The sequence below is a fragment of the Citrobacter sp. Igbk 14 genome, from assembly GCF_028069825.1.
Taxonomy (GTDB): domain Bacteria; phylum Pseudomonadota; class Gammaproteobacteria; order Enterobacterales; family Enterobacteriaceae; genus Citrobacter.
Genome location: NZ_JANEWM010000063.1, coordinates 1 through 24,764, shown reverse-complemented (window position 1 = coordinate 24,764; position 24,764 = coordinate 1). Strand labels below are relative to the sequence as shown.

General features: G+C 50.3%; 27 protein-coding genes and 1 other annotated feature. Of the genes, 14 read left to right on the top strand and 13 right to left on the bottom strand.

Annotation, left to right across the window (positions count from 1 at the left end; genetic code table 11):
- Positions 1–423: 423 nt before the first annotated feature.
- The 3 genes from clpB to rluD all read right to left on the bottom strand — a co-directional run bounded on the left by clpB (position 424) and on the right by rluD (position 4,835).
- A complete protein-coding gene (gene clpB / locus NNN64_RS19445) occupies positions 424–2,997 on the bottom strand; it encodes an ATP-dependent chaperone ClpB (RefSeq protein ID WP_271442431.1) in 2,574 nt (857 codons plus the stop codon).
- 129 nt (positions 2,998–3,126) lie between these two features.
- Entirely contained in the window at positions 3,127–3,858 is a 732-nt protein-coding gene (gene yfiH, locus NNN64_RS19440; protein ID WP_271442430.1) for a purine nucleoside phosphorylase YfiH, read from the bottom strand.
- Positions 3,855–4,835: a 23S rRNA pseudouridine(1911/1915/1917) synthase RluD gene (gene rluD / locus NNN64_RS19435; protein WP_271442429.1), complete on the bottom strand. Its 981-nt coding sequence runs from the start codon at positions 4,833–4,835 to the stop codon at positions 3,855–3,857. The genes yfiH and rluD overlap by 4 nt, the downstream gene beginning before the upstream one ends.
- A gap of 131 nt (positions 4,836–4,966) precedes the next feature.
- On the opposite strand from rluD, the gene bamD reads away from it, so the two are divergent.
- From bamD to pheA, 4 genes are all read left to right on the top strand, one after another.
- Positions 4,967–5,704, top strand: a complete 738-nt coding sequence (gene bamD / locus NNN64_RS19430) for an outer membrane protein assembly factor BamD (RefSeq protein ID WP_005130417.1) — start codon at positions 4,967–4,969, stop codon at positions 5,702–5,704.
- 269 nt (positions 5,705–5,973) lie between these two features.
- A complete protein-coding gene (gene raiA / locus NNN64_RS19425; protein WP_271442428.1) occupies positions 5,974–6,312 on the top strand; it encodes a ribosome-associated translation inhibitor RaiA in 339 nt (112 codons plus the stop codon).
- Between the two features lie 102 nt (positions 6,313–6,414).
- Positions 6,415–6,540 (top strand) — a sequence feature (Phe leader region).
- Positions 6,416–6,463 (top strand): pheA operon leader peptide PheL, encoded by a 48-nt coding sequence (gene pheL, locus NNN64_RS19420; RefSeq protein ID WP_100250063.1) that lies wholly within the window; start codon positions 6,416–6,418, stop codon positions 6,461–6,463. Its footprint overlaps the feature before it by 48 nt.
- Positions 6,541–6,562: 22 nt before the next feature.
- Entirely contained in the window at positions 6,563–7,723 is a 1,161-nt protein-coding gene (gene pheA / locus NNN64_RS19415; RefSeq protein ID WP_271442427.1) for a bifunctional chorismate mutase/prephenate dehydratase, read from the top strand.
- 93 nt (positions 7,724–7,816) lie between these two features.
- On the opposite strand, the gene tyrA is transcribed toward pheA, so the two are convergent.
- Positions 7,817–8,938, bottom strand: a complete 1,122-nt coding sequence (gene tyrA / locus NNN64_RS19410; RefSeq protein ID WP_271442426.1) for a bifunctional chorismate mutase/prephenate dehydrogenase — start codon at positions 8,936–8,938, stop codon at positions 7,817–7,819.
- A gap of 9 nt (positions 8,939–8,947) precedes the next feature.
- Positions 8,948–10,018 (bottom strand): 3-deoxy-7-phosphoheptulonate synthase AroF, encoded by a 1,071-nt coding sequence (gene aroF, locus NNN64_RS19405; RefSeq protein ID WP_005130422.1) that lies wholly within the window; start codon positions 10,016–10,018, stop codon positions 8,948–8,950.
- Positions 10,019–10,232: 214 nt separating this feature from the next.
- Here aroF and NNN64_RS19400 point away from each other — a divergent pair, with 214 nt between their 5' ends.
- The 4 genes from NNN64_RS19400 (at position 10,233) to NNN64_RS19385 (ending at position 12,998) form a co-directional block, all read left to right on the top strand.
- A complete protein-coding gene (locus tag NNN64_RS19400; protein ID WP_271442425.1) occupies positions 10,233–10,607 on the top strand; it encodes a DUF2799 domain-containing protein in 375 nt (124 codons plus the stop codon).
- A gap of 158 nt (positions 10,608–10,765) precedes the next feature.
- Positions 10,766–11,284 (top strand): YfiR family protein, encoded by a 519-nt coding sequence (locus NNN64_RS19395; protein WP_040234078.1) that lies wholly within the window; start codon positions 10,766–10,768, stop codon positions 11,282–11,284.
- Positions 11,277–12,503, top strand: coding sequence for a diguanylate cyclase DgcN (gene dgcN / locus NNN64_RS19390; RefSeq protein WP_271442424.1), 1,227 nt, complete (start codon positions 11,277–11,279; stop codon positions 12,501–12,503). The genes NNN64_RS19395 and dgcN overlap by 8 nt, the downstream gene beginning before the upstream one ends.
- A gap of 12 nt (positions 12,504–12,515) precedes the next feature.
- The gene (locus NNN64_RS19385; RefSeq protein WP_005130427.1) at positions 12,516–12,998 is read left to right on the top strand and encodes an OmpA family protein; all 483 of its coding nucleotides are present in this window, start codon (positions 12,516–12,518) and stop codon (positions 12,996–12,998) included.
- A 261-nt stretch (positions 12,999–13,259) separates the two neighbouring features.
- On the opposite strand, the gene rplS is transcribed toward NNN64_RS19385, so the two are convergent.
- The 5 genes from rplS to ffh form a co-directional block, all read right to left on the bottom strand.
- Positions 13,260–13,607 carry a 50S ribosomal protein L19 gene (gene rplS, locus NNN64_RS19380; protein ID WP_002914145.1) on the bottom strand — a complete coding sequence of 116 codons (348 nt, stop codon included), beginning with the start codon at positions 13,605–13,607 and terminating at the stop codon, positions 13,260–13,262.
- A gap of 39 nt (positions 13,608–13,646) precedes the next feature.
- Positions 13,647–14,414 carry a tRNA (guanosine(37)-N1)-methyltransferase TrmD gene (gene trmD / locus NNN64_RS19375; protein WP_003031232.1) on the bottom strand — a complete coding sequence of 256 codons (768 nt, stop codon included), beginning with the start codon at positions 14,412–14,414 and terminating at the stop codon, positions 13,647–13,649.
- A 44-nt stretch (positions 14,415–14,458) separates the two neighbouring features.
- Positions 14,459–15,007 carry a ribosome maturation factor RimM gene (gene rimM, locus NNN64_RS19370; protein ID WP_271442423.1) on the bottom strand — a complete coding sequence of 183 codons (549 nt, stop codon included), beginning with the start codon at positions 15,005–15,007 and terminating at the stop codon, positions 14,459–14,461.
- 18 nt (positions 15,008–15,025) lie between these two features.
- Positions 15,026–15,274, bottom strand: a complete 249-nt coding sequence (gene rpsP, locus NNN64_RS19365; protein ID WP_003031228.1) for a 30S ribosomal protein S16 — start codon at positions 15,272–15,274, stop codon at positions 15,026–15,028.
- A 252-nt stretch (positions 15,275–15,526) separates the two neighbouring features.
- A complete protein-coding gene (gene ffh, locus NNN64_RS19360; RefSeq protein WP_271442422.1) occupies positions 15,527–16,888 on the bottom strand; it encodes a signal recognition particle protein in 1,362 nt (453 codons plus the stop codon).
- A 165-nt stretch (positions 16,889–17,053) separates the two neighbouring features.
- Between ffh and NNN64_RS19355 the strand changes: the two genes are divergently transcribed.
- Together NNN64_RS19355 and NNN64_RS19350 are read left to right on the top strand one after the other, a co-directional pair.
- Entirely contained in the window at positions 17,054–17,845 is a 792-nt protein-coding gene (locus tag NNN64_RS19355; RefSeq protein ID WP_137383491.1) for a cytochrome C assembly family protein, read from the top strand.
- 18 nt (positions 17,846–17,863) lie between these two features.
- Positions 17,864–19,153 (top strand): HlyC/CorC family transporter, encoded by a 1,290-nt coding sequence (locus tag NNN64_RS19350; protein ID WP_005130434.1) that lies wholly within the window; start codon positions 17,864–17,866, stop codon positions 19,151–19,153.
- A gap of 49 nt (positions 19,154–19,202) precedes the next feature.
- On the opposite strand, the gene grpE is transcribed toward NNN64_RS19350, so the two are convergent.
- A complete protein-coding gene (gene grpE, locus NNN64_RS19345; protein WP_048212941.1) occupies positions 19,203–19,796 on the bottom strand; it encodes a nucleotide exchange factor GrpE in 594 nt (197 codons plus the stop codon).
- Between the two features lie 121 nt (positions 19,797–19,917).
- Between grpE and nadK the strand changes: the two genes are divergently transcribed.
- The 3 genes from nadK (at position 19,918) to bamE (ending at position 23,037) form a co-directional block, all read left to right on the top strand.
- On the top strand, positions 19,918–20,796 hold the full coding sequence (gene nadK / locus NNN64_RS19340; protein ID WP_137383492.1) for an NAD(+) kinase: 879 nt from the start codon (positions 19,918–19,920) through the stop codon (positions 20,794–20,796).
- A gap of 85 nt (positions 20,797–20,881) precedes the next feature.
- Positions 20,882–22,543 (top strand): DNA repair protein RecN, encoded by a 1,662-nt coding sequence (gene recN / locus NNN64_RS19335; protein ID WP_271442421.1) that lies wholly within the window; start codon positions 20,882–20,884, stop codon positions 22,541–22,543.
- 149 nt (positions 22,544–22,692) lie between these two features.
- The gene (bamE, locus tag NNN64_RS19330) at positions 22,693–23,037 is read left to right on the top strand and encodes an outer membrane protein assembly factor BamE (protein WP_200009169.1); all 345 of its coding nucleotides are present in this window, start codon (positions 22,693–22,695) and stop codon (positions 23,035–23,037) included.
- Positions 23,038–23,087: 50 nt separating this feature from the next.
- Here the strand turns inward: bamE and NNN64_RS19325 are convergent, their stop codons facing one another.
- Positions 23,088–23,378, bottom strand: a complete 291-nt coding sequence (locus NNN64_RS19325; RefSeq protein WP_137383498.1) for an RnfH family protein — start codon at positions 23,376–23,378, stop codon at positions 23,088–23,090.
- Positions 23,368–23,811: a type II toxin-antitoxin system toxin RatA gene (gene ratA, locus NNN64_RS19320; RefSeq protein WP_040234063.1), complete on the bottom strand. Its 444-nt coding sequence runs from the start codon at positions 23,809–23,811 to the stop codon at positions 23,368–23,370. Before ratA ends, NNN64_RS19325 begins: the two co-directional genes overlap by 11 nt.
- A 154-nt stretch (positions 23,812–23,965) precedes the next feature.
- On the opposite strand from ratA, the gene smpB reads away from it, so the two are divergent.
- Entirely contained in the window at positions 23,966–24,448 is a 483-nt protein-coding gene (smpB, locus tag NNN64_RS19315) for an SsrA-binding protein SmpB (RefSeq protein WP_003031211.1), read from the top strand.
- Positions 24,449–24,764: the final 316 nt, after the last annotated feature.

Genomic DNA, 24,764 nt, shown 5'->3' with positions numbered 1-24,764 from the left:
TTAAACTTCGTAATGAATTACGTATGTTCACTCAGAGACTTGAGTATTCATTTTTCGTCTTGCGACGTTAAGAATCCGTATCTTCGAGTGCCCACACAGATTGTCTGATAAATTGTTAAAGAGCAGTGCCGCTTCGCTTTTTCTCAGCGGCGCGGGGTGTGCATATTAAGCCACCCCACCACGAAGTCAAGCATTTAATTTCGCTTTCTTCGCCGGAGTTCTCAGTGGAACCCCGCTGACCCGGCGGCTTGTAGTCCGTTGTTCCGTGTCAGTGGAGGCGCATTATAGGGAGTTATTTCAGGCTGACAAGTTAAAAATACAAAAAACTTATCAAGCGATTACTTTTCAACCAGAAGTTCGATTCTGGCCTGGTTTTTAAACAAAAACGAGCCCCGCAGGGCCCGTTTATTTAGGTTTTGTGACTTACTGCACTGCCACAATACGATCGTCATTCACTTCCAGACGAATCGGTTTGCCCGGAATCAGCTCACCAGACAAGATTTGCTGTGCCAGTGGGTTTTCGATCTGTTGCTGGATAGCACGTTTCAATGGACGTGCACCGTATACAGGATCATAACCATTCACACTCAGCAATTTAAGTGCTTCGTCAGAGATGTGGATTTCATAACCACGCTCTTCCAGACGTTTGTACAGACGCTGCAGTTGGATCTGAGCAATAGAAGCAATGTGTTTCTCACCCAGCGGATGGAATACAACAACCTCATCTATACGGTTGATGAATTCCGGGCGGAAGTTCTGACTCACAACGCCCAGCACCATATCTTTCATATGGCTGTAATCCAGCTCGCCGAAACGCTCCTGAATCAGATCAGAGCCCAGGTTCGAGGTCATGATGACAACCGTATTACGGAAATCGACCGTTCTCCCCTGCCCGTCAGTTAATCGACCATCGTCAAGCACCTGCAGCAGAATGTTGAAGACATCCGGATGCGCTTTTTCCACTTCATCCAGCAGGATGACCGAATAAGGGCGACGACGCACCGCTTCCGTCAGGTACCCACCTTCTTCATAACCGACATATCCCGGAGGCGCACCGACCAGGCGAGATACAGAGTGTTTCTCCATAAATTCGGACATATCGATACGCACCATCGCATCGTCACTGTCGAACATAAAGTTCGCCAGCGCTTTGCACAGCTCGGTTTTACCGACACCGGTTGGCCCCAGGAACAAGAATGAACCAATCGGACGATTCGGATCGGACAATCCTGCACGGCTACGACGGATGGCGTTAGATACCGCTTCTACCGCTTCGTTCTGGCCAATCACGCGGCTGTGCAGATCCTGTTCCATCCGCAACAATTTTTCCCGCTCACCTTCCAACATACGAGCCACCGGGATACCGGTCCAGCGCGCCAGCACTTCGGCGATTTCTGCATCCGTCACTTTATTACGCAGCAGACGCATAGTTTTACCTTCAGACTGGGTTGCAGCTTCCAGCTGTTTTTCCAGTTCCGGAATTTTGCCGTACTGCAGTTCAGACATGCGCGCCAGATCACCGACGCGACGCGCCTGTTCGATAGCGATTTTTGCCTGTTCCAGCTCTGCCTTAATGGTTTGCGTTCCAGAGAGGGACGCTTTTTCAGCTTTCCACTCTTCTTCTAACTCTGAATACTGGCGCTCTTTGTCGTCCAGTTCTTCATTAAGCATATCAAGACGTTTTTTACTTGCCTCATCAGACTCTTTCATTAACGCCTGCTGTTCCAGCTTGAGCTGGATAATACGGCGGTCGAGTCTGTCGAGTTCTTCCGGCTTGGAGTCAATCTGCATACGAATGCTGGACGCTGCTTCATCGATAAGGTCGATAGCTTTATCCGGCAACTGACGGTCAGCAATGTAGCGGTGAGACAGCGTGGCTGCCGCAACAATCGCCGGGTCAGTAATCTGCACATGGTGGTGCAGCTCGTAACGCTCTTTCAGGCCGCGTAGAATCGCGATGGTATCTTCAACGCTTGGCTCAGCCACAAACACTTTCTGGAAACGACGTTCCAGCGCCGCATCTTTTTCGATGTACTGGCGGTATTCATCCAGCGTGGTGGCCCCTACGCAGTGCAGCTCCCCGCGCGCCAGCGCCGGTTTCAGCATGTTACCGGCGTCCATTGCGCCATCGGCTTTACCTGCACCGACCATAGTATGCAACTCATCGATAAACAGAATGACGTTGCCTTCCTGTTTCGAGAGATCGTTGAGCACACCTTTTAAACGTTCTTCAAACTCACCGCGATACTTCGCCCCGGCCACTAGCGCGCCCATATCCAGCGCCAGCACGCGACGACCTTTTAACCCTTCAGGTACTTCACCGTTAATGATTCGCTGTGCCAACCCTTCGACGATAGCGGTTTTACCAACACCTGGCTCACCGATCAAAACCGGGTTGTTTTTAGTACGACGTTGCAGCACCTGAATCGTGCGGCGAATTTCTTCATCACGACCGATAACCGGATCGAGCTTGCCTTGTTCGGCGCGTTCGGTCAGGTCGACGGTATATTTTTTCAAGGCCTGACGTTGGTCTTCAGCCCCCTGGTCATTCACGCTTTCACCTCCACGCATTTGTTCAATTGCCTGAGTGATATTGGCGGTGGTCGCTCCTGCTGATTTTAATAAATCGGTCAGCGTACCGCGCGACTCAAGCGCTGCCAGAACGAACAGTTCTGACGAAATGAAATTGTCTCCACGTTTTTGCGCCAGCTTGTCGCAAAGATTCAGTGCACGCACCAAATCCTGAGAAGGCTGAACATCACCACCGGTACCTTCTACCTGTGGTAAACGGCTCAATGCCTGATCAATCGCTGTGCGTAACTGGCCAGCATTGATGCCAGCGGACGTTAACAAAGGACGAACCGATCCCCCTTCCTGATTCAGCAAGGCGCTCATTAGATGAAGTGGTTCGATAAATTGGTTGTCGTGCCCCAGTGCGAGTGACTGGGCATCGGCAAGAGCAAGCTGGAATTTATTGGTAAGACGATCCAGACGCATAACTCCTCCCATAACAGGTCAAAATTGCTACTGGAGATTAAATGAGGTCATCCCTCAATTATTCAAGGTGAATGACCTGAATTATGTGAAAAGAAAATTACACGTACCGGATCGTCTTGATTCTTTAGGTTATATCAGCCAAATAAAACTTGCCATACGACCCGTGGTATTGTCGCGACGATAAGAGAAGAACGTCTCACTTTCGTTGAAGGTGCAATGGTCGCCACCGTAGACGCTCTCTACCCCTACATTTGCCAGACGTTGACGTGCAAGCTTATAGATATCCGCCAGATATTTTTCGCCACGCGGCACAAATGCACTGTCAGCTTGCGGATCTTTTGCCATAAACGCGGTGCGAACTTCTGCACCTACCTCAAACGCAATCGGACCAATCGCCGGCCCTAACCAGGCAATAATGTTTTCCGGCTTGTCGGCAAAGCACGCCACCGTTTCTTCCAGCACACCTTCACATAACCCGCGCCAGCCCGCATGGGCCGCCGCCACTTCTGTTCCAGCACGATTACAAAACAGCACCGGCAGACAGTCCGCCGTCATCACTGCACATACGGTGCCTGGCGTATTGCTGTAGGACGCATCTGCACGTTTAGATAAGTATGGCCCGCCGCTTAATTTCAGGACATCTTTACCGTGTACCTGTTCAAGCCAGACGGGTTTCGAAGGCAGATTGCCCGCAGCAAACAGCCGCTTGCGGTTCTCTTCCACATGCTCCGGGTTATCGCCACAATGGGCCCCCAGGTTCAGCGAATCATAAGGCGACATACTGACGCCGCCAATGCGGGTAGAACTACAGGCTGCGACACCCTGAGGTATCGGCCACTGCGGGACAATTAGCTTACTCATAACCAGGCAACATCATCCTTATGCTCTTCAAAATCAGCGCGCATCACTTCGATAAGCTCCACCATATCTTGTGGGATTGGCGCATGCCATTCCATCTCGATACCGGAAATCGGATGATACAAACGCAACATGGTCGCGTGCAGCGCCTGACGGTCAAACTTACGCAGCACGGAGATAAACTCGTCAGAAGCACCTTTCGGCGGGCGCGGACGACCGCCGTAGACCTGATCGCCTACCAGCGGATGGGTGATATGCGCCATGTGCACGCGGATCTGGTGCGTACGTCCGGTTTCCAGACGCAACCGCAGACGCGTGTGCACACGGAAATGCTCCATAATGCGATAGTGCGTTACCGCAGGTTTCCCCATTGGATGCACTGACATATGCGTACGTTTGGTGGGATGACGGCTGATCGGTTCTTCGACCGTACCGCCCGCTGTCATATGGCCAATCGCCACAGCTTCATACTCACGAGTGATTTCGCGCAGCTGCAATGACTCGACCAGGCGTGTTTGCGCCGGAACCGTTTTTGCCACAACCATAAGCCCGGTTGTGTCTTTATCCAGACGGTGCACAATACCGGCTCGTGGGACATCCGCAATTGGCGGGTAGTAATGCAGCAACGCATTCAAAACCGTACCATCAGGATTGCCCGCGCCCGGATGAACCACCAGATCACGTGGTTTGTTGATGACGAGAATGTCGTCATCTTCATAAACGATATCCAGCGGGATATCCTGAGCTTCAAAACGAATCTCTTCATCAATTTCAGCATTGATGGAGACACGCTCTCCACCTAACACTTTTTCTTTCGGCTTATCGCAAAGATTGCCATTTACCAGTACGCGCTGGTCGAGGATCCATTCTTTTATGCGCGATCGCGAATAATCAGGGAACAATTCGGCCAAAGCCTGATCTAAGCGTTGACCAAGCTGATTTTCGGAGACTGTTGCGGTGAGTTCTACTCGTTGTGCCATAAACTGCTTCTTCGTTTAACGTTGGGTTTTACGGCTTTGCCGTTTAATATAGTGTGCTATTGTAGCTGGTCTTAACCGGGAGCAGGAACAGAGAATCTCCCGTATTACATTTTGAGGAAAGTCAAAACGTCATGACGCGCATGAAATATCTGGTGGCAGCAGCCACGTTGAGCCTGTTTTTGGCGGGTTGCTCTGGTTCAAAGGAAGAGGTGCCCGATAATCCGCCAAATGAAATCTACGCGACTGCTCAGCAAAAGCTGCAGGACGGTAACTGGAAACAGGCAATAACGCAATTGGAAGCGTTGGATAACCGTTATCCATTTGGACCGTATTCTCAGCAGGTGCAATTAGATCTCATCTACGCCTACTACAAAAACGCCGATCTGCCACTTGCTCAGGCTGCCATCGATCGTTTTATTCGTCTGAACCCAACTCACCCTAACATTGATTATGTCATGTACATGCGTGGCCTGACCAATATGGCGCTGGACGATAGCGCACTGCAAGGATTCTTTGGCGTCGATCGTAGCGATCGCGATCCACAGCATGCCCGAGCTGCGTTTAATGACTTTTCCAAACTGGTACGTGGTTATCCGAACAGCCAGTACACAACCGATGCCACTAAGCGTCTGGTATTCCTGAAAGATCGTCTGGCGAAGTATGAATACTCTGTTGCTGAGTACTATACCGCCCGTGGCGCATGGGTTGCAGTCGTGAACCGTGTGGAAGGTATGCTGCGTGACTATCCGGATACCCAGGCAACGCGTGATGCCCTGCCGTTGATGGAAAACGCTTATCGCCAAATGCAGATGAATGCCCAGGCAGAAAAAGTAGCGAAAATCATTGCCGCTAACAGCAGCAACACCTGATTGACCTCAGAATGCAAAACGGCAGCCTCTGGGCTGCCGTTTTTTTATTCGTTAACGCCACAACTGAAGCGGTTTAGCTGCGACGCATCCTATCAAATATGGCCTGCTTTCAGGTATTCCTCAAGTAAAAAATCGCCTGTTCCTGCGGTGCCTCACAAAAAGGTTTTCTTGACAAAAAGCGACAAAATAATGTGATTTAGATCACACATTTTGACATTAGGAACGGTATGCTGGAATCACCAAGACGGGAAAGACAAGAGGTAAAATTTATGACAATGAACATTACCAGTAAACAAATGGAAATTACTCCGGCAATTCGCCAGCATGTCGCAGACCGTCTCTCCAAACTGGATAAATGGCAAACTCATCTGATTAATCCACATATCATTCTGTCTAAGGAGCCACAGGGTTTCATTGCTGATGCCACCATCAACACCCCGAATGGACATCTGGTCGCCAGCGCAAAACACGAGGATATGTACACCGCCATTAACGATTTGATCAACAAGCTGGAACGGCAGCTCAATAAAGTGCAGCACAAAGGCGAAGCCCGTCGTGCAACAACTTCAGTAAAAGACGCCAACTTCGTCGAAGCAGAAGAAGAGTAGTCCCTTACATTGAGTGTATCGCCAACGCGCCTTCGGGCGCGTTTTTTGTTGACAGGGTGAAAACAGTACGGGTACTTTACTGACGTAGCCAAAGGAAAATTACATGAAACTTGTCCCGTTCTTCTTCGCATTCTTTTTTACCTTCCCCTGAATGGGAGGCGTTTCGTCGTGTGATAAAGAATGCGAAGACGAACAATAAGGCCTCCCACACCGGGGGGCCTTTTTTATTGATAACAAGAAAGGCAACACTATGACATCGGAAAACCCATTACTGGCGCTGCGAGAAAAGATCAGCTCGCTGGATGAAAAATTACTGGCTCTGCTGGCAGAACGACGTGGTCTGGCGGTAGAAGTCGGTAAAGCCAAGTTGCTGTCTCATCGCCCGGTACGCGATATTGATCGGGAACGCGACCTGCTGGACCGTTTAATTCAGCTTGGTAAAGCACATCACCTCGATGCCCACTACATCACGCGCTTGTTCCAGCTTATTATCGAAGACTCCGTCCTGACCCAGCAGGCGCTCCTTCAGCAGCATCTGAACAAGATCAACCCGCATTCCGCTCGTGTTGCCTTCCTGGGACCAAAAGGGTCTTACTCACACCTTGCAGCACGTCAGTACGCCGCACGTCATTTTGAGCAGTTTATTGAAAGCGGCTGCGCGAAATTTGCCGATATCTTTAATCAGGTTGAAACCGGACAGGCAGACTACGCGGTAGTGCCTATTGAAAACACCAGTTCCGGTGCGATTAATGACGTTTACGATCTTCTGCAGCACACCAGCCTCTCTATCGTCGGAGAGATGACGATTACTATCGACCATTGCGTACTGGTGTCGGGAACAACCGATCTGGAGAGCATCGACACGGTATACAGCCACCCGCAACCGTTCCAACAATGCAGCAAGTTCCTGAACCGCTACCCGCACTGGAAGATTGAATACACTGAAAGCACTTCAGCTGCGATGGAAAAGGTCGCCCAGGCTAACTCACCACGCGTAGCAGCCCTGGGGAGCGAAGCCGGTGGTGTATTGCATGGTCTGCAGGTACTTGAGCATATTGAAGCTAATCAGACGCAAAACATTACCCGCTTCGTGGTTCTGGCACGTAAAGCAATCAATGTTTCTGACCAGGTTCCAGCGAAAACAACGTTGCTGATGGCGACAGGACAACAGGCAGGTGCGCTGGTTGAAGCGCTGCTGGTACTGCGTAACCATAATCTGATTATGACCAAGCTGGAATCACGCCCGATTCACGGCAACCCATGGGAAGAGATGTTTTATCTCGATATCCAGGCCAACCTGGAATCACCCCAGATGCAAAAAGCCCTGAAGGAGTTGGGGGAGATTACGCGTTCGATGAAAGTATTGGGATGTTATCCGAGTGAAAACGTGGTGCCGGTCGACCCGAGCTAACGTGACAATGCCGGATGGTGCTGCGCTTATCCGGCCTACAATTCAGGCGATTTTTGTAGGCCGAGAAGGCGAAGCCGCCATCAGGCATCTTGCTTATTGACGGCTATCGTTGGCCTGGCGCAACAAGGTGCGACTTTCACTCTGGAAGCGCTGCGCATAGTCGCCAAACCAGTGTTCCACCTTACGGAAACTGTCGATAAAAGCCTGCTTATCCCCCTGATCCAGCAAACCAATCGCTTCGCCAAAACGTTGGTAATAACGTTTGATGAGCGCAAGATTACTCTCTGACGACATAATAATATCGGCATAGAGCTGAGGGTCCTGGGCAAACAGACGACCAACCATTGCCAGTTCAAGACGGTAAATAGGTGAAGAAAGGGCCAGCAATTGCTCCAGTTGCACATTCTCCTCCGCTAAATGCAGCCCGTAAGCAAATGTCGCAAAGTGACGTAGCGCTTGAATAAACGCCATATTCTGGTCGTGCTCAACGGCGCTAATCCGATGCAGTCTCGCGCCCCAAACCTGAATCTGCTCAAGGAACCACTGATAGGCTTCCGGCTGCCGCCCATCACACCAAACCACGACCTGTTTTGCCAGGCTGCCGCTGTCCGGACCAAACATCGGGTGTAAACCCACAACCGGACCGTCGTGTGCCGCCAGCATCGCCTGCAGAGGGCCATTTTTCACCGAGGCCAGATCGACCAGAATACAATCAGACGGCAGGCGCGGTAATTTCGCGATTACCTGTTCGGTAACGTGGATCGGCACACTGACGATCACCATGCCTGCATCGGCGACGATCTCAGTGGCGCGCTCCCAGTCCTGCTGTTCCAGTATCCGCACCTGATAGCCAGACAGCGTCAGCATCTTCTCGAACAGCCGCCCCATCTGCCCGCCACCACCGACGATCACCACCGGACGCAAAGAAGGGCAAAGCGTCTTAAAGCCTTTGTCATTCTCACTGGAATAAGACTCGCGCATAACCCGACGCAATACATCTTCGATCAGATCTGGCGGCACCCCCAGCGCTTCAGCTTCTGCGCGGCGGGAAGCCAGCATTGTGGCTTCCCGCTCAGGTACGTAGATCGGCAGCCCAAAGCGGCTTTTGACTTCACCGACTTCGGCAACCAGCTCCAGACGGCGTGCCAGTAAATCCAGCAATGCCTTATCAACTTCATCAATTTGATCGCGCAATGCGGTCAATTCAGCAACCATACCAACCTCTTATGCTACACGCGCCGTCAGCTGGCCGTTTAAATCTTGACTAATTTCACGCAGTAGCGCATCCGTCATTTCCCAGCTAATGCAGGCATCAGTTACGGAGACACCGTATTTCATTTCGCTGCGTGGCTGTTCGGAGGACTGGTTGCCTTCGTGAATATTACTTTCAATCATCAAGCCGATGATCGAGCGATTGCCATCTTTGATTTGGGCGATCACAGATTCAGCCACGGCTGGCTGGCGACGGTAATCTTTATTGGAATTACCATGACTGCAATCTACCATCAGAGAAGGTCGTAGTCCTGCCTGCTCCATCTCTTTTTCGCACTGGGCGACATCAGCCGGGCTGTAGTTCGGCGCTTTACCACCGCGCAGGATCACGTGACCATCTGGATTACCCTGCGTTTGCAGCAGTGCAACCTGCCCCGCCTGGTTAATACCCACAAAGCGGTGTGATTGTGCTGCGGCGCGCATAGCATTAATCGCCGTCGCCAGGCTCCCATCCGTACCATTCTTAAAACCAACCGGCATGGAAAGACCAGAAGCCATTTCACGATGCGTCTGTGATTCAGTGGTACGCGCACCGATAGCTGACCAGCTAAACAGATCGCCCAGGTATTGCGGGCTGTTTGGATCTAACGCTTCTGTAGCCAGCGGTAGCCCCATATTCACCAATTCAAGCAGCAATTGACGCGCAATTTTCAGACCCGCTTCAACATCAAAAGAGCCATCCATATGAGGATCGTTAATCAACCCTTTCCAGCCGACGGTGGTACGGGGCTTTTCAAAATAGACGCGCATAACCAGGTAGAGGCTATCGCTGACCTCTGCGGCAAGGGCTTTAAATCGACGAGCGTACTCAATAGCCGCTTCAGGATCGTGAATCGAGCATGGACCACACACCACCAGCAGTCGCGGGTCGCGGCCAGAGATAATGTCTGAAATGGTTTTACGCGACTGAGCGATTTGCGCCTCCTGTGCGAGGCTCAGCGGAAATTCCGCTTTAAGCTGCTCTGGGGTCATCAGAACCTGTTCGTCGGTAATGTGTACGTTGTTCAGCGCGTCTTTTTGCATGATGGTGATCCTGTTTAGCTCGTTTGCGATAGTTTTCCTCAGCGAGGAGGTAATCACGATAACACAACAGGTAAAGATTTCAATCCACATCCCGTAAATTTTTATTTACACAAAGCAATTTTTCAGCAAAAACACCGCAAGAGACCGTACATTTAAATTTACACACCTCTATAAATGAATCCGCTATGCTTTAAAAAAACGGGGAGAACAGGCAATGAAGCAACTCATCTGTACCTTATTTGTATTATTTCTCAGCGGATGTCAGATAGATCCCTATACTTTCTCCCCCACCTGGACAGGTACCGACTGGTTTGATGCCGGGATACAAGATGCCATTTCAGGCTATGTCGTTAAAGATAACGAGACACTTGCCGACAACTACAATGACCCAGAGGTCGATCGCGCCCAATATCTTAAAGGGTACGCCGAAGGACAAAGGAAAACCTGTCAGCAGGACTTTGTTTACGCAAGAGGATTGACCGGAAAAACCTTCCCTGCCAGTTGCGACACGGTAGACAATGTCAGCCAGTTACATGATGCATGGCAAAAAGGAGCAAATGAAGGTGCGGCCTCAACAAGGTTAAATTAAACAAGAGCTTAAATTTTATAAATTAATGAGATTTAGCTTAAATACTCAATACACTCATTCCAGGAATAATGACGCCCTGGGAAAATAATGTTATTTTGTTGCAAACAATCTTGAATGTATATCGACGCATTACGGCAAACGCTGGTAGGTACCTATTCATGAGCTTTTCTTACCGACTCATACTTCTACTGGCACTGCTTCTGACCGGATTACCTCTGTACGCTCACAGCGTTACGGAAGAGGCAAAATCTGTGCGCTCTATGGTTTCCGGTATCGTCAGTTATACACGCTGGCCCGCACTTTCAGGGCCACCAAAACTGTGTATATTCTCTTCTTCGCGCTTTTCCAGCGTGCTGGAAGATACCCGAGCAGGAGCACTACCCTATCTTCCTGTCATCATTCATACGGAACAAGAAGTTTTAGTTGCGCAGTGTGATGGCTTTTATTTTGGAAAAGAAAGCCCTACATATCAGGCGGAATTAAAGAATAAATATCCTACTAAGGCATTGTTATTAATTGCCGAACAGAATCCCGAATGCGTTATTGGCAGCGCTTTTTGCCTCATAATTAAAGATGAAGACGTGAGATTTTCCGTAAATATGGATTCCCTGTCACGCAGCGGTGTAAGGGTGAGTCCGGACGTATTGATGCTTGCGCGGAATAAAAAGCATGAATAAGGGTCCTTCTCCCATAAAACGCCCAACGTTTAAGCGGACACTACGGCGTATCAGCATCGTCAGCGTACTGGTAACCATGACGCTGATTTGGCTGCTGCTTAGCATTTCTTCTGTGCTGGCTTTGAAGCAATACGCACAAAAGAACCTGGATCTCACGGCAGCAACCATGACCCGCACGCTCGAAGCAGCATTAGTCTTTTCGGATAGCGTCGCAGCATCGGAAACGCTGGCTGCATTGGGGCAGCAAGGGCAATTTTCAGTTGCAGAGGTCCGCAATCAAAAGCAGAAAGTGATCGCCACCTGGCACTATGACGCGCAGGATACCACTGACAAAATCAGCAGCATCATCAGCCACTGGCTGTTCCCGCAACCGGTGACTCAGCCCATTTTGCACAATGGCGACGTTATTGGTGAGGTGCGCTTGATTGCCCGCGATAGCGTTATTAGCCATTTTATTTATTTGTCGCTAGCCGTTCTTACCGGATGCATTTTACTGGCATCGGGTATTGCGTTGATGCTTACTCGTTATTTACACAATGGCGTCGTGGACGCCCTGCAAAATATTACTGAAGTGGTACATGATGTTCGTACCAATCGAAATTTCTCGCGGCGCGTATCTGAAGAGCGGATTGAAGAATTTCATCTGTTTGCGCAGGACTTTAATAGCCTGCTGGATGAGATGGAAGAGTGGCAACTACGTCTGCAGGCAAAGAATGCCCAACTGTTGCGTACCGCGCTACATGACCCTTTGACCGGTCTTGCGAACCGTGCCGCATTTCGTAGCAGTATTAACGCACTGATGAACGACGACGCGGCCCACAGCAGCTCTGCGTTGTTATTCCTTGATGGCGATAATTTTAAATTTATTAATGATACCTGGGGACACGCTGCGGGCGATCGGGTCCTGATCGAAGTCGCAAAAAGGTTGGCCGAATTTGGTGGTAATCGGCATCACCCATACCGACTTGGCGGCGATGAATTTGCTATGGTGCTTTACAGCGTCCATTCTGAATACGAAGTTCAACGTATCTGCGCGGCGTTGTCGCAAGAGTTTACTCGACCTTTTGACCTGCATAACGGTCATCTGGCAAGCATGACACTCAGTATTGGTTTTGCACTGACGTGGGAACATGCCTCTGCCGAGAAATTACAAGAACTTGCCGATCACAATATGTATCAGGCTAAAAATTTGCGCGCTGAGCGCATTATTAAAAAATAAGGAATTACACACATGCTAAAACGTTTATTATCCCCGTTTATTCTCATCATGCTGATTCTGGCAGGCTGTCAGGCACCTCAGGGGAAATTTACCCCAGAGCAAATTGCAGCCATGAAATCGTACGGATTCACTGAAGCTTCAGGAGACTGGTCTCTGGGTTTGTCTGACACCATCCTGTTTGACAAAAACGACTATAAACTCCGCCCTGAAAGTGAAAAGCAAATCCAGGAAATGGCGTCCAAACTGGCTGCTACCGGGTTAAACCATGCTCGTCTGGATGGTCACACCGATAACTATGGTGAGGACAGCTACAACGAAGCTCTGTCGCTCAAACGCGCCAATGTGGTTGCAGACGCCTGGGCTCAGGGTGCCAATATTCCACGTACTAACCTGACAACCCAAGGGCTCGGGAAGAAATACCCGCTTGCCAGCAACCAAACTTCAAAAGGCCGTGCCGAAAACCGCCGCGTTGCGGTAGTCATCAGTACACCTTAATCATTACCCGGCTGGCTGCGCTAACGGAGAATACGACGTACGAACTCGCGCAGTCAGTCGATTGCAATGACAAACGAAACACCCGCCCCACACGACTCAGCACCTCGCCGGTAACGTAACAATCACCTTTCCGTTAAGCCTTAAACGCCGCAAAATCAATTTACCCGGCTAACCGCTGGCATCGGTATTCTGTCGATATAAAAAAAGGGGCCAGCCAAAAATGGCCAGCCCCTTCTATCAGGATGTCGCCTGAGCGATATCTTAGTTAAGACGCTCTTTGATACGAGCAGACTTACCAGTACGCTCACGCAGGTAGTACAGTTTAGCTTTACGAACAGCACCACGACGTTTAACAGCAATGCTGTCAACTACCGGAGAGTGAGTCTGGAAGACACGCTCAACGCCTTCGCCGTTGGAAATTTTACGAACAGTGAATGCAGAGTGCAGACCGCGGTTACGAATAGCGATAACCACGCCCTCGAATGCCTGCAGACGTTTTTTGGAACCTTCAACAACCCATACTTTCACTTCCACGGTATCACCCGGACGGAAGGAAGGTACGTCCTGCTTCATCTGTTCTTGTTCAAGTTGCTTAATAATGTTGCTCATAATTTAATCTCTTATCCTGGGTAAACTGATATTGGGGGCTTACGCCTGCCCATCATGTTTATGTTGCTGTTGTGCGTGTTCCTTTTTGAACTCCGCCAGCAACCTTGCTTGCTCTTCAGTCAGAGCCAGGTTTTCCAGAAGTTCAGGTCTTCTAAGCCAGGTCCGGCCCAGCGACTGCTTCAAACGCCAGCGACGTATCTCAGCGTGGTTTCCCGACAGTAATACCGCCGGTACCTCCATCTGTTCTAACACTTCAGGTCGGGTATAGTGTGGACAGTCCAGCAACCCGTCAGCAAACGAATCTTCGATTGCTGATGCTTCATGCCCCAGTACGCCCGGAATAAACCGGGAAACGGAGTCGATCAGCGTCATTGCCGGTAACTCACCACCGCTGAGAACGTAATCGCCGATTGACCATTCTTCATCAATTTCGGTTTGAATCACGCGCTCATCTATTCCTTCATAGCGACCGCACACCAGAATCAACTTTTGATTCGTTGCCAGTTCGCTAACGCCCGCTTGATCAAGCTTGCGTCCCTGAGGTGACAGATAAATCACCTTTGCGCCTTCACCAGCCGCAGCTTTTGCTGCATGAATAGCATCCCGTAAAGGTTGCACCATCATCAACATCCCCGGTCCGCCGCCGTAAGGACGATCGTCCACGGTACGGTGCCGGTCATGCGTAAAGTCACGAGGACTCCAACTCTGGATGTTCAGCAGGCCATTTTTTACTGCCCGGCCAGTTACCCCGTAATCGGTAATTGCGCGGAACATTTCTGGAAACAGGCTAACGATACCTATAAACACAAGCCAATCCCCATAACGCCGACTTTTACCGTTTATCCGGTGGTTTAAAAACCAGGATCCCAATCTACTTCGATAGTACGAGTAGCGAGATCGACTTTCTTGATAACCTGCCCATCGAGGAACGGTACTAAACGTTCCTTGATACCAAACGCATCTTTCAGGTTTGCCTTAATGACGATCACGTCATTCGATCCGGTTTCCATCATATCGACGATTTTTCCGAGATCGTAGCCTTCAGTGGTCACTACCTGGCAACCCATAAGGTCTTTCCAGTAGTAGGAACCCTCTTCCAGCGCAGGCAACTGCGAGGAATCCACGACAATTTCACAATTAGTCAGTAGATTCGCCGAATCACGATCGTCAACGCCTTTCAGCTTGATGATCAGATCCTGATTGTGGTGCTTCCAGCTTTCCAGCTGTACTTGCTGCCACTGACCCGCCTTCTGGATAAACCAGGGCTGATAGTCAAAAATGCTTTCGGCGTCTTCAGTGGAAGAAAACACTCTGAGCCAACCACGGATACCGTAAGAAGACCCCATTTTCCCCAAAACGATGGGTTCCACGGGTGCCTGTGCGGCGAGTTGCTTGCTCATCATGACCACCGTGACAGATTAAGCTGCTTTGTTTGCTGCTTTGATCAGCGTAGCTACGCGATCAGAAATAGTCGCGCCCTGGCCAACCCAGTGAGCGATGCGATCCAGATCCAGGCGAGTGCCTTCTTCTTTTTCGCTAGCGATCGGGTTAAAGAAGCCAACGCGCTCGATGAAGCGACCGTTGCGTGCATTACGGCTGTCGGTGACAACAACCTGGTAGAACGGACGCTTTTTAGCGCCGTGACGAGCTAAACGAATAGTTACCATAACATCCTCTTGTGTGAATAAAACACCGGGCCCCATCGAGGGAAGGGACCCGGTGTCATATTAAAAGCCCGAAAATTTTACTGATTTCTGAGAAAAAAGCAATCAACAGTTAATAACTCTGCCGTAGAAGGCCGTCGGCGGCGCAGCAAGTTCGGTGCCGGCGTGCGCGCAGCCACCGCAGCGTACACGCAGTACGTGAGGATGGCGAGCACACCCCGGAGCCGAAATAGCCAGTGAGCCAGGCCGGAAAAATTAGCGCCCAGGGAAGCCAGGCGGCATCATCCCCTTCATATTCCGCATCATCTTCGCCATCCCGCCCTTCTTCATTTTCTTCATCATGCGCTGCATGTCGTCGAACTGTTTCAGAAGACGGTTAACATCCTGTACCTGCATCCCGCAGCCCAGTGCGATACGGCGTTTGCGGGAACCTTTGATGATTTCCGGCTTAGCGCGTTCTTTCATCGTCATCGAGTTGATGATGGCTTCCATACGCACCAGCACTTTATCGTCCATCTGCGATTTCACGTTGTCAGGGATCTGACCCATGCCCGGCAGTTTGCCCATCAGGCTGGCCATGCCGCCCATGTTTTTCATCTGCTTAAGCTGTTCAAGGAAATCGTTCAGATCGAAGCCGTCGCCTTTTTTCAGCTTGCTGGCTAATTTCTCTGCCTGTGCGCGGTCAACTTTGCTTTCGATATCTTCGATCAGCGACAGCACATCACCCATGCCGAGAATACGGGAGGCAATCCTGTCCGGGTGGAACGGCTCCAGCGCTTCCGTTTTCTCACCGACACCGAGGAATTTAATCGGCTTACCGGTGATATGACGAATAGACAGTGCCGCACCGCCACGGGCGTCACCGTCGACTTTAGTCAGTACCACACCGGTCAGCGGCAGTGCTTCGTTAAATGCTTTCGCAGTATTCGCAGCATCCTGACCCGTCATAGCATCGACAACAAACAGCGTTTCTACCGGATTGATAGACGCGTGGACCTGTTTGATTTCGTCCATCATCGCTTCATCAACGTGCAGACGACCGGCGGTATCCACCAGTAGCACGTCGTAGAATTTGAGTTTAGCTTCTTTCAGCGCGGCGTTAACGATATCTATCGGCTTCTGACCGACGTCAGAAGGGAAGAAGTCCACGCCGACCTGTTCGGCCAACGTTTCCAGCTGTTTGATCGCCGCCGGGCGATAGACGTCCGCGGAGACCACCAGTACTTTCTTCTTGTGCTTCTCGCGCAGGAATTTACCCAGCTTACCTACGCTGGTCGTTTTACCCGCACCCTGCAGACCCGCCATCAACACCACTGCCGGTGGCTGGGCCGCCAGGTTCAGCGTCTGGTTCTCTTCGCCCATCGCCGCGACGAGTTCGTTACGAACAATTTTGACGAACTCCTGACCCGGCGTCAGGCTCTTATTCACTTCATGACCAACCGCTTTCTCTTTTACGCGATTGATAAACTCACGCACTACCGGCAGCGCGACGTCAGCCTCCAGCAGCGCCATGCGCACTTCGCGCAGCGTCTCTTTAACGTTGTCTTCAGTAAGGCGTCCACGGCCACTGATATTGCGCAGCGTGCGCGACAAACGATCGGTTAAATTATCAAACATTGTCTCTCGCCTGGGGTGGAAACGGTCGGTCGCAACAGCGACACATCAACAGAAATTTGCCGCAGTATAACATGAAGCCGCCTTTGTTGTTATGCAACGGTTGGAGCAGAGGTCACGTAACGCTATACTGCTTTTCTTTACTCTTGGCCAACTGTCGACACCCATATGCCCGTTTTTGCTCTGTTAGCCCTTGTCGCCTATTCCGTCAGCCTTGCGCTGATCGTTCCCGCCCTGCTGCAAAAAAACAGCGGTTGGCGGCGTATGGCTATTCTTTCTGCGGTTATCGCGCTGGTCTGTCACGCGTTTGCCCTGGAAGCACGTATTCTGCCAGGTGGTGAAAGCGGACAAAACCTGAGCCTGCTGAACGTCGGTTCTCTGGTTAGCCTGATGATCTGTACGGTAATGACCATTGTGGCCTCACGCAACCGCGGCTGGCTATTGCTGCCGATCGTGTATGCCTTTGCATTAATCAATCTGGCATGCGCTACGTTTATGCCCAACGAATACATCACCCACCTTGAAGCCACACCGGGCATGATGATTCACATCGGGCTATCGCTCTTATCCTATGCCACCTTAATCATTGCCGCGCTGTATGCGCTGCAACTGGCATGGATCGATTATCAGCTCAAAAATAAAAGACTGGCGTTCAACAATGAAATGCCGCCATTGATGAGCATTGAGCGCAAAATGTTTCATATCACCCAGATAGGCGTGGTTCTGCTGACGCTGACGCTATGTACTGGCCTGTTTTATATGCACAACCTGTTCAGCACAGAAAATATTGATAAAGCCGTTCTGTCTATCGTGGCATGGTTTGTCTATATCGTTCTGCTGTGGGGACATTACCATGAAGGCTGGCGCGGACGTCGTGTCGTCTGGTTTAACGTCGCAGGCGCAGGCATTCTGACGCTGGCCTATTTCGGCAGCCGCATCTTGCAGCAGTTTGTGAGTTAAGTCTTTTAAGGAACCTACGTGGAACACATCTCCACCACCACGCTTATTGTTACGCTTCTCATCATGGTGGTTATTTCCGCCTATTTTTCCGGTTCCGAAACCGGAATGATGACCCTGAACCGCTACCGTCTGCGACACCGCGCAAAACAGGGAAATCGTCAGGCAAAACGCGTTGAGAAACTGCTTCGTAAGCCCGACCGTCTGATAAGCCTGGTCCTCATTGGTAACAACCTGGTGAATATACTGGCCTCAGCGCTCGGAACCATTGTCGGTATGCGTCTGTATGGCGATGCGGGCGTGGCAATCGCCACCGGGGTTCTGACCTTTGTGGTACTGGTATTTGCTGAAGTATTGCCCAAAACCATTGCCGCGCTGTATCCAGAAAAGGTGGCCTATCCCAGCAGCGTGCTGTTAGCGCCACTGCAAATACTAATGATGCCGCTTGTCTGGTTACTGAACACTATCACGCGTCTGCTGATGCGTATGATGGGCATCAAAACAGATATCGTGGTGAGCGGTTCGCTGAGTAAAGATGAACTACGAACGCTGGTGAATGAATCCCGCTCGCAAATCTCTCGCCGTAATCAGGATATGCTACTGTCCGTGCTGGACCTGGAAAAAGTCAGCGTCGATGACATTATGATCCCGCGTAACGAAATCATCGGTATCGATATTAACGATGACTGGAAATCAATCGTCCGCCAACTTTCGCACTCCCCACACGGGCGTATCGTGTTGTACCGTGATTCACTGGATGATGCCATTAGTATGCTGCGCGTCCGTGAAGCCTGGCGACTCATGGCCGAGAAAAAGGAGTTCACCAAAGAGACCATGTTACGCGCCGCAGACGAAATATACTTTGTCCCGGAAGGTACCCCACTCAGCACTCAGTTGATCAAATTTCAGCGTAATAAGAAGAAGGTCGGCCTGGTGGTCAACGAATATGGCGATATTCAGGGGTTGGTCACCGTTGAAGATATTCTGGAGGAGATTGTCGGTGACTTCACCACGTCAATGTCCCCGACGCTTGCCGAAGAAGTTACGCCACAGAATGACGGCTCAGTGATTATTGATGGCAGCGCCAACGTTCGTGAAATCAATAAGGCTTTTAACTGGCATTTGCCGGAAGATGATGCGCGAACGGTAAACGGTATTATCCTTGAAGCACTGGAAGAGATCCCCGTTGCCGGCACGCGAGTGCGCATTGGTCAGTACGATATCGATATTCTCGACGTACAGGACAATATGATTAAGCAGGTGCAGGTATTGCCGGTCAAACCACTTCGCGAGAGCGTATCTGACCAGTGAGGATAATCCAGACCGGGTAACGCATCAGCACTACCCGGTCTGAAGCTGATTAGCTTTTAGCTTTCGCGACGGAAACCATCGCCGCGCGAATGGTACGTCCGTTCAGGGTATAGCCTTTCTGCATTACCATCAGTACGTTACCGGCAGCAACTTCATCAGACTCAACCATGGCAATCGCCTGATGCACGTTCGGGTCCATCGGCACATCGATATCCGCAACCACCTGCACACCAAACTTCGCCACGACATCCAGCATCGACTTACGGGTCAGTTCAATACCTTCAACCATCGCCGCCATCGCGTCATTATCTTTGTTCGCCACTTCCAGCGCGCGGTCCAGGCTATCCAGCACCGGCAGCAGTTCGTTGACGAATTTTTCCAGCGCAAACTTATGCGCTTTTTCTACGTCCAGTTCGGTACGACGACGCAGGTTTTCCATTTCCGCTTTGATACGCAACACGCTGTCACGCTCGCGCGTTTCAGCTTCTGCAAGCTGAGCCTCCAGATTCGCAATCTTTTCATCGCGCGGATCCACCTGCTCAGCAGAAGCGTCTGATTCAACCGCCTCAACTTCTTCGTGCTGATCCATGATAATTTCTTCCGGGGCTTGCCCCTCAGGCGTTTTCTGTTCTTTACTACTCATGAATTTCTCCGCGTTTTTTCGCATTCATCTCGCTAACTTGGCTTATTATGGGGATCAGATTCAGGGATTCAAGGGAAGTACTCACATTGTCACCAATCTTCGTTACAAGGACCTCGATAAAATGAACAAACATTTCAAGTGTATTGGCATTGTGGGGCATCCACGTCACCCTACTGCACTGACGACACATGAAATGCTCTACCGCTGGTTATGCACGAAAGGTTACGAGGTTATCGTGGAGCAACAAATCGCCCATGAGCTCCAGCTGAAAAATGTGCAGACCGGTACGCTGGCAGAAATTGGTCAACAGGCGGACCTCGCGGTGGTTGTCGGTGGTGACGGCAATATGCTTGGGGCCGCACGCACGCTTGCGCGTTACGACATCAAGGTCATCGGGATTAACCGCGGCAACCTCGGTTTTCTGACCGATCTTGACCCGGACAATGCCCAACAGCAATTAGCAGATGTACTGGAAGGTCATTATATCAGCGAAAAGCGTTTTCTACTTGAAGCACAGGTCTGCCAGCAGGATTGCCAAAAGCGTATCAGCACTGCAATTAATGAAGTGGTGTTGCACCCAGGCAAAGTTGCGCACATGATTGAATTTGAAGTCTATATAGATGAAATTTTTGCCTTCTCTCAGCGTTCAGACGGACTGATTATCTCCACGCCAACTGGGTCTACCGCCTACTCGCTGTCTGCCGGAGGCCCCATTCTCACCCCTTCCCTGGATGCCATTACGCTGGTACCGATGTTCCCACATACGCTCTCCGCGCGCCCGCTGGTAATTAACAGTAACAGCACGATTCGCCTGCGCTTCTCGCATCGCCGTAATGACCTGGAGATCAGCTGCGACAGCCAGATTGCCTTACCTATACAGGAAGGCGAAGACGTATTGATTCGCCGCTGTGATTATCACCTGAATCTGATTCATCCCAAAGATTACAGCTATTTCAACACATTAAGCACTAAGTTAGGCTGGTCAAAAAAATTATTCTAATTTAACGCCAACCTCTTTACTGTATAAAAAACCAGTTTATACTGTATGCAATCACAGTTATGGTTTTTCATACAGGAAAACAGCTATGTTGGCACAACTGACCATCAGCAATTTTGCTATCGTTCGTGAACTGGAGATCGATTTCCAAAGCGGAATGACCGTCATCACTGGCGAGACCGGTGCGGGTAAATCCATTGCCATTGATGCTCTCGGGTTGTGTCTGGGCGGGCGGGCGGATGCCGACATGGTGCGCACAGATGCCACTCGCGCCGATCTGTGTGCGCGTTTCTCTTTAAAAGACACCCCTGCGGCGCTACGCTGGCTGGAAGAGAACCAGCTTGAAGATGGTCGTGAGTGTTTGTTACGCCGCGTAATCAGCAGCGACGGCCGTTCCCGCGGCTTTATCAACGGCACTGCCGTTCCCCTGTCACAGCTTCGCGAACTGGGTCAGTTGCTTATTCAAATCCATGGCCAGCACGCGCATCAGCTTCTGACAAAATCGGAACACCAAAAGTCTCTGCTTGATGGTTACGCTAATGAAGCGTCCCTGATTCAGGAAATGTCCGCACGCTACCAGCTATGGCATCAGAGCTGCCGTGATCTGGCCCATCATCAGCAACAAAGCCAGGAACGCGCTGCCCGGACGGAACTGTTGCAATATCAGTTAAAAGAGCTGAATGAATTCAACCCCCAGGCGGGCGAGTTTGAGCAAATTGATGAAGAGTACAAGCGTCTGGCTAACAGCGGGCAGTTGCTCACCACCAGCCAGCAAGCGCTGGCTATCATGGCCGATGGCGAAGACATTAACCTGCAAAGCCAGTTATATACAGCCAAACAGCTGGTCAGTGAACTGGCGGGCATGGACGGCAAGCTCTCTGGTATTCTGGACATGCTGGAAGAGGCGACTATTCAGCTCAGCGAAGCCAGCGACGAACTGCGACACTACTGTGATCGCCTGGATTTAGACCCTAACCGTTTGTTTGAGCTTGAACAGCGTATTTCTAAGCAAATCTCTCTGGCGCGTAAGCATCACGTCGCCCCTGAAGCATTGCCACAGTTTTACCAGTCCCTGCTTGATGAGCAACAGCAGCTTGACGATCAGGCTGACTCGCTCGAAACCTTAACCCTGGCGGTAAACGCGCACCACCAGCAGGCGCTGGAAACGGCAAAAATATTGCACCGCCAGCGCCAGCATTACGCTCAGGAATTGGGGAAACTCATCACAGAGAGTATGCATGCACTCTCAATGCCGCACGGTCTCTTTTGCATCGATGTGAAGTTTGATGAACACCATCTGAGCATAGACGGAGCCGATCACATTGAGTTTAAAGTCACCACAAACCCAGGCCAACCGTTGCAGCCAATTGCGAAAGTCGCTTCTGGTGGGGAACTGTCGCGTATCGCACTGGCCATTCAGGTGATTACCGCGCGTAAAATGGAAACCCCTGCGCTGATTTTTGATGAAGTTGACGTTGGTATCAGTGGTCCGACGGCAGCGGTTGTGGGTAAGCTACTGCGCCAGTTGGGTGAATCAACTCAGGTGATGTGCGTCACCCACTTGCCGCAGGTTGCGGGTTGCGGTCATCAGCATTTCTATGTCAGCAAAGAAACGGACGGCGCAATGACTGAAACACATATGCAGGCGCTTGATAAACGCGCACGTCTGCAGGAGCTCGCTCGCTTACTTGGCGGTAGCGAAGTAACGCGTAATACCCTCGCGAATGCAAAAGAACTGCTGGCAGCATAAACTTTTTTACCTTGCTAAGGTCTGAGTTCAACATAAAATCGCCGACTGACCTGACACCAAAAGGTTTTAAAGTGGTGAAAGGTCTATTATCATCGGCATATTACATATGAGCCGCGTACTGCTCGGGCCCGAAAAGGAATCAAATCACTATGCGCTGTAAAACGCTGACTGCTGCTGCAGCAGTACTACTGATGTTGACCGCAGGCTGTTCCACTCTGGAGCGAGTGGTTTACCGCCCTGACATCAACCAGGGAAACTATCTGACACCTACTGATGTCGCTAAAGTACGTACGGGTATGACGCAACAACAGGTTGCTTATGCTCTGGGTACACCAATGATGTCCGATCCTTTTGGCACCAATACCTGGTTTTATGTGTTCCGTCAGCAGCCGGGTCATGAAGGTGTGACGCAGCAAACGCTGACGCTGACCTTTAACAGCAGTGGTGTATTGACCAACATTGATAACAAACCTGCCCTGACCGACAAAAAGTAGGTTTAAGAGATCAAAAAAAGGTGCTCAATGAGCACCTTTTTTAATGTTTGTTATTTTTTAGCGGATTTCTCTGCCCGCTGCCTGCGCAGTTCTTTCGGATCAGCAATCAACGGTCGATAGATTTCTACCCGATCGCCATCATGTACGACATCAGCAAGCTTCACCGGACGGCTGTAGATGCCCACCTTATTTTTGCTGAGATCGATATCAGTACGTAGTTCCAGCAGCCCGGAAGCGCGAATCGCTTCTTCGACGGTTGCGCCCTGCGGCAACGTCACGCGCTGTAGATACTGTTTCTCCGGTAGCGCGTACGCGACTTCAACGACAATCTTAGCCGACACTGACACTGTAAACCTCTTTTGCGCGAACCGTGAAGGCCTGCACCATGTTCGACGCCAGCTCTTTAAAGATACGGCCAAATGCCAGTTCGATCAGTTTATTCGTGAACTCAAAATCAAGATGAAATTCAATGCGACACGCTTCCTGGCTCAACGGCGTAAACTTCCAGCCCCCAATGAGTTTTTTGAACGGTCCATCGACCAGATGCATAAGGATGCTCTGGTTACTGGTCAGTTGATTACGCGTGGTGAACGTTTTGCTAATCCCTGCTTTAGAGACATCCACAGCCGCTGTCATCTGCCCCGGAGTCGACTCCAGGACACGGCTTCCGGTGCAACCCGGTAAAAACTGAGGATAGGATTTAACATCATTCACTAACTGATACATCTGTTCCGCACTGTAAGGTACTAAAGCGGTCCGGCTAATCTGAGGCATAACAATTTCCATCAATATCAATCGTGCAAATAATACCATTTATCATCCGCTAAAAAAAACGCTATAGCCCAACTCGTGCTAAGATAGCGCCTTGCGCCCCGCTGGATGAAATGGGGTGTTTTTCAATTCCAGATTACCTATACTGAGCGGCATTATGACGAAGAAAAAAGCACACAAACCTGGCTCAGCCACAATCGCGCTTAACAAGCGCGCACGACACGAATATTTTATCGAAGAAGAGTTCGAGGCTGGACTCGCACTGCAAGGCTGGGAAGTCAAATCCCTGCGCGCAGGAAAGGCCAATATTGGCGATAGCTATGTCATTCTCAAAGACGGCGAAGCATTCCTGTTTGGTGCCAACTTTACGCCGATGGCCGTTGCCTCAACGCACGTCGTGTGTGACCCTACTCGCACCCGTAAACTTCTGTTAAACCAACGCGAACTCGACTCCTTATATGGGCGTATGAATCGTGACGGTTACACCGTTGTGGCACTTTCTCTGTACTGGAAAAATGCCTGGTGCAAAGTCAAAATCGGCGTCGCAAAAGGGAAGAAACAGCACGACAAGCGTTCTGATGTAAAAGAGCGTGAGTGGCAGTTGGACAAAGCTCGTATTATGAAAAATGCAGGTCGATAAATCCCTTCTCAGCAGCCAGTCTCTCATCATGAGGCTGGCCATTATTGTTTAGTTATTGAAACCCATCCATTACATTCACCAAAATTATAGTTTTTACACCGCTGAATCGTTCAAACCTAAAATAGTCTTTCCATTATTTTATCGGGTCCATAGCTTAATAAAAATAAAAGTTCAAGATCGCGTTTTTATATTTTGCACCTCACTAATAACACTATTGTTACTGATGTTTATTAGCTTTATAAAAAATTACGCAGAAGAAAAATAACTTTATATACAGCAAGTTAAATCCAAGAAACGCCAAAAACACGTACTGGAA